Here is a 4,610-nt window from a genome sequence, read left to right on the forward strand (position 1 = left end):
GACCTCGCCCGCGTCACGCTGTCGTCCGGCCAAGCGTTGAAGAAATACGCGCAATGGCTGGAGCTCGCCGCCGGCCGCTAAACCCGGTCGGCGGGCGGCGGTCCGCACCCGTCGGATCGCGTCCTTTTTAGCGTATGCGTCGTGCATCCAGGAAGGCGTGGGTCCTACGCTCCCGTATGCCCACGCCTCCCGCCGACTTACCGGAGTTCTCCGCTAACTCGCCCGCTTTTCGCCGCATTTCCGCCGATTTACCGGAGTTTTCCGCTAACTCGGCCGCTTTTCGCCGCATTTCCGCCGATTTACCGGAGTTCTCCGCTAACTCGCCCACTTTTCGCCGCATTTCCGCCGATTTACCGGAGTTTTCCGCTAACTCGCCCGATTTCCGGCACATTTCCGCCGCCTTCCCGTCGACTACCGAAGTGAAATCGGCGGCGACCTGCGTTACGTTCGGAAAGCGAACTCAAGCAGGGAGGAGAGAGCCGTCTCCTCGAACAAAAAAACCTCCAAGCCGTTCGAACGGCTTGGAGGTTCCTTGCGTCGCGCAATGCTTCTATTCGTTGAAGTACGAGCAGCAGTAGTCCGCTACCGTATGTACCTTCAGCTGGAACTTTTCATTGGCCGGGACGATGAACGCGCCTTCGCCGTCGATCGTCTTCCAGTCCTGGCCTTCCAGCTTGTACTCCAGCTTGCCGGCCGAGAAGTCCATTTCTTCCTTCTGGGAGGTCGAAAACTCGTACTCGCCCGGAAGCATAATGCCGAGCGTCTTCTTCGTTCCGTCCTCGAACAGCACCGTCCGGCTCGTCACCTTGCCGTCGAAATACACGTTCGCCTTCTTCTCTACCGTTACATTCTTAAATTGTGCCAAGATCCCCCATCCTTCCCTTATCGCCGATTTCCGCGCGTATTCGATTACTGTACCACACCGGACGGCCCTTGACGAGAGGCAGTTTCGGCATACGCTTCACGGTAGGCGCCCGGCGGCAGCCCGACTTGCCGCTTAAACACGCGGCTGAAATATTCGAGGCTGGAGAAGCCGGCCGCCTCGGCGACGTCTCGCACGGGCAGGGCGGTGCGCCCCAGCATATCTTTGGCGAGCTCGATGCGCGTGGCCGTCACCTTTTCCGTGAACGACAAGCCGTAATATTCCCGCAGAATGCGCTCGAGCTGACGCCGGCTGACGCCGATGAGCGCCGCCAGCTCATCCGGCGACGGCCGCCCGAACGGCTCGCGGAAGAAGTTGTCCACCAGCGTGCGGCGGGCGTCCTTCAGGTGCTTGCGCGGCATCGATACGTGGAGTTCGCTTGGGTGCGGGACGGAGAGACGGCGAGCGACGGAACGGTACTGTTCGCGCCGCCGAAGCACTTCCGTCTGCTGCCCGCGACCGTCGACGTCGACGTGCTCGACCGGGGCGATCGGTTCGCGATCCGGCTCGAGACGAACGTATTCGCGAAGCATGTCGAGCTGTCGGCGGCCGGCGCGGACGCCTTGTTCACGACAATTATTTCGACTTGTCCCCGGGCGCCGCGAAGGAAGTCGAGCTGGCGAAGGCGGACCTGTCCCTGCCGATGTCCGCGGAGCATCTGCGGGAGGCGCTCGTCGTGCGCAGCTTGGTCGATTCGTATTGAGCGGAGAGAATAAGGTCGGGCGTCCTTCGAGGCGCCTCCTTTCTTGCATAGCTATAGTTTTTGATTATGTATTAAATAGGTTATATATATTTTACCTATAAAGAAGTTGTGCGGTATGCTAGACGCATCTTGGAAAGGGGCGGATCGCCATGGAAACGAACCACGATTGGAACGCCAAATTATATGACCGGAAACTCGCCTTCGTCTCCGGCTACGGCGAAAGCTTACTCGACGCGCTGCGGCCGCGGCCGGGCGAGACGGTGCTCGACGTCGGCTGCGGCACCGGCGATCTGGCGAAGCGCATCGCCGATGCCGGCGCGGCCGTCGTCGGCCTCGACGCGTCGCCGGCGATGATCGAGGAGGCGCGGCGCAAATACCCCGGCTTGGATTTCCGGGTCGCGCGGGCCGAGGCGTTCGCCCTGGAACGGCAAGCGGACGCCGTCTTCTCGAACGCGGCGCTGCATTGGGTAACCGACGCGGCGGGGGCGGCCGCCTGCATGTTCGCCGCCGCGAAGCCCGGCGGACGGCTCGTCGCCGAGTTCGGCGGCCGCGGCAACGTCGGCGCGATCGTCGAAGCGGTCGAGACCGTGCTGCAGGACCGCTTCGGCATCGACGCGGCGGCGCGCAATCCGTGGTACTTCCCGTCGGTCGGCGAATATGCTTCGCTGCTGGAGGACGCCGGATGGGAAGTGTCGTACGCAGAGCTGTACGACCGGCCGACCCCGCTCGACGGCGAAGACGGCCTGCTCGCCTGGCTGACCGCCTTCGCGGCGCCGTTCTTCGCCGGCCTGTCCGACGCCGACGCGGCGCGGGCGAAGGCGGACGTGCAGGACGCGCTCGCGCCCCGGCTGTTCGACGAGAAGAACCGCGTCTGGACGGCCGACTACCGCCGCCTCCGCGTCGCCGCCCGCAAGCCGTCCGCTTGATCGCTGCGGACGGTTACTCGTAGCGAAGCGATTCGATCGGCTGCATGCGCGCCGCCTTGCTCGCGGGGTATAAGCCGAAGAAGACGCCGACGATCGTCGAGAAGCCGACGGCCAGCAGCAGCGCCCACCACGAGACGAGGAACGGCCACCCCGTCGCCGCCGAGAACGCCCACGACGCCGTCAAACCGACGCCGGCGCCGAGCAGCCCGCCGACGAGCGTCAGGAGCACCGCCTCGATCATGAATTGCGCCATGATGAGCCCCGGCGTCGCGCCGATCGCCTTGCGGATGCCAATCTCCCGCGTCCGCTCGGTGACGGACACCAGCATGATGTTCATGACCCCGATGCCGCCGACGAACAGCGAGATGCCCGCGATCGAACCGATAATGATTTGCAGCATGGAAAACACTTGCGCCACCTGCTGCTGCGCTTCCGCGCCGGTTTGGGACATATAGCTGCGAGGCTCCGCGTTGTGCCGCTGCGCGAGCAACGCCTTCACGTCGGCCACGATACGGGCGAGCCGCTCCGGCTCGCCCGTATCGGCCTTCGCCTCGATAAAGCCGAACCGCGCGCCGCTCGAACCGCCGGGAAGCGCGCCGAGCGGCGCATACGCCTTGTAGACAGCGCCGCCGAGACCGCTGAGGATCGACTCTTCCGACTCGTAGACGCCGACGATGCGGTACGACCGGCTGCCGAACGCGAGGCGTTGATTCATCGCCGCCCGCGCGCCGCCGAACGCTTCGTCCGCGAACTTCGACTCGACGACGAGCACCCGCTGGCGCGCCCGCTCCTCCGCGGCGGTGAAGAAGCCGCCCGCGACGAACTCGAAGCTTGCGAGCCGCGCGTATTCGGCAGGCGCGCCGGTGACGTCGAGCCGGTATTCCGTCGCGCGCAGCCTGGTCGTCATGCGCTGCGTCGTCGTGCCCGCGACTGCGACGACGCCGTCGAGCCGGCGGACGCGGTCGAGATCCGCGGGCGTCACGAGCAGCGCCGGATCGACGCTCCCGCCCTCGCCTTGGGGGATCACGACGAAGTACCCTTCCCCGTACCGGGCGATGTCCGACACGATCGACGACTGCCCCGCTTGGCCGATCGAGACGACCGTCACGACGGCCGCGATGCCGACGACGATGCCGATGACGGTCAGGAACGAACGCATCTTATTGCCGCGCAGGTTGTCCAGCGCGATGGCGGCATTTTCGAAGAACGTCATGCCCCGCTCACCGTCCTGACGTCCGAGACGATCTCGCCGTCCCCGAACCGCAAGATGCGCCGAGCGTGCGCCGCGATGTCCGCCTCGTGCGTGACGACGATGACCGTCGCGCCCTCGGCGTGCAGCTCCCCGAACAGCCGCATAATGTCCTCGGACGACTTCGCGTCGAGATTGCCCGTCGGCTCGTCGGCGAGCAGCACGGACGGCGCCATGGCGAGCGCCCGCGCGATCGCGGCGCGCTGCCGCTGTCCGCCCGACAGCTCGTTCGGCCGGTGATGCATCCGGTCGGCGAGGCCGACCTTGGCGAGCAGCTCCTTCGCCCGGGCCGCCCGTTCGCCGCGCGAGCGGCCGCCGTACACGCAGGGCAGCTCCACGTTGCGCAGAATGCTCTGCCGCGGCAGCAGATGGAAATTTTGAAACACGAAACCGATCTTGCGGTTGCGCACGTGCGCGAGCCGCTCCTCGTCGAGCGTCTCCACCCGCTCTCCGTCGAGCGTGTAGGCGCCGGTCGTCGGAACGTCGAGGCAGCCGAGAATGTTCATCAGCGTCGACTTGCCGGAGCCGGACGGGCCCATAATCGCGACGTACTCCCCCTTCTCGATCGTGAGGTCCACCGGCTTCAGCGCCTGCACCTCGACGGGACCGCTCCGGTACGTCTTGGATACGCCTTCGAGCCGGATCATGCGTCCGTCTCCGTTTCGACGGCGTCGCCCTCGCGCAAATCTTCCGGCACCGGGTAAACGAACGCGTCGCCCGCTTCCAGCCCGCTCAAAATTTCGATCCGCTCCCCGTCGTCCCGCCCGACCGTCACGAAGGCGCGCGTCGCGACGCCGTCCGCGATTCGGA

General features: G+C 65.6%; 6 protein-coding genes. 2 read left to right on the top strand and 4 right to left on the bottom strand.

Going from position 1 to position 4,610, the window contains the following annotated elements; translation table 11 throughout:
* Nucleotides 1-550 precede the first annotated feature (550 nt).
* Together VEZ38_RS17760 and VEZ38_RS17765 are read right to left on the bottom strand one after the other, a co-directional pair.
* The gene (locus tag VEZ38_RS17760; protein ID WP_324895848.1) at nt 551-865 is read right to left on the bottom strand and encodes a pyrimidine/purine nucleoside phosphorylase; all 315 of its coding nucleotides are present in this window, start codon (nt 863-865) and stop codon (nt 551-553) included.
* Nucleotides 866-909: 44 nt separating this feature from the next.
* Nucleotides 910-1,455, bottom strand: a complete 546-nt coding sequence (locus VEZ38_RS17765; protein WP_324895849.1) for a helix-turn-helix transcriptional regulator — start codon at nt 1,453-1,455, stop codon at nt 910-912.
* Here VEZ38_RS17765 and VEZ38_RS17770 point away from each other — a divergent pair.
* Both VEZ38_RS17770 and VEZ38_RS17775 read left to right on the top strand, forming a co-directional pair.
* Nucleotides 1,443-1,625 carry a glycoside hydrolase family 2 protein gene (locus VEZ38_RS17770; RefSeq protein WP_324895857.1) on the top strand — a complete coding sequence of 61 codons (183 nt, stop codon included), beginning with the start codon at nt 1,443-1,445 and terminating at the stop codon, nt 1,623-1,625. The two genes, VEZ38_RS17765 and VEZ38_RS17770, sit on opposite strands and share 13 nt — an antisense overlap.
* A 149-nt stretch (nt 1,626-1,774) precedes the next feature.
* Nucleotides 1,775-2,551, top strand: coding sequence for a class I SAM-dependent methyltransferase (locus VEZ38_RS17775; protein ID WP_324895851.1), 777 nt, complete (start codon nt 1,775-1,777; stop codon nt 2,549-2,551).
* A gap of 13 nt (nt 2,552-2,564) precedes the next feature.
* On the opposite strand, the gene VEZ38_RS17780 is transcribed toward VEZ38_RS17775, so the two are convergent.
* Both VEZ38_RS17780 and VEZ38_RS17785 read right to left on the bottom strand, forming a co-directional pair.
* Nucleotides 2,565-3,764 carry an ABC transporter permease gene (locus VEZ38_RS17780; protein ID WP_324895853.1) on the bottom strand — a complete coding sequence of 400 codons (1,200 nt, stop codon included), beginning with the start codon at nt 3,762-3,764 and terminating at the stop codon, nt 2,565-2,567.
* The gene (locus tag VEZ38_RS17785; RefSeq protein WP_324895855.1) at nt 3,761-4,447 is read right to left on the bottom strand and encodes an ABC transporter ATP-binding protein; all 687 of its coding nucleotides are present in this window, start codon (nt 4,445-4,447) and stop codon (nt 3,761-3,763) included. The genes VEZ38_RS17780 and VEZ38_RS17785 overlap by 4 nt, the downstream gene beginning before the upstream one ends.
* Nucleotides 4,448-4,610: the final 163 nt, after the last annotated feature.

This window comes from Paenibacillus sp. (assembly GCF_035645235.1).
Lineage (GTDB): Bacteria > Bacillota > Bacilli > Paenibacillales > YIM-B00363 > Paenibacillus_AE.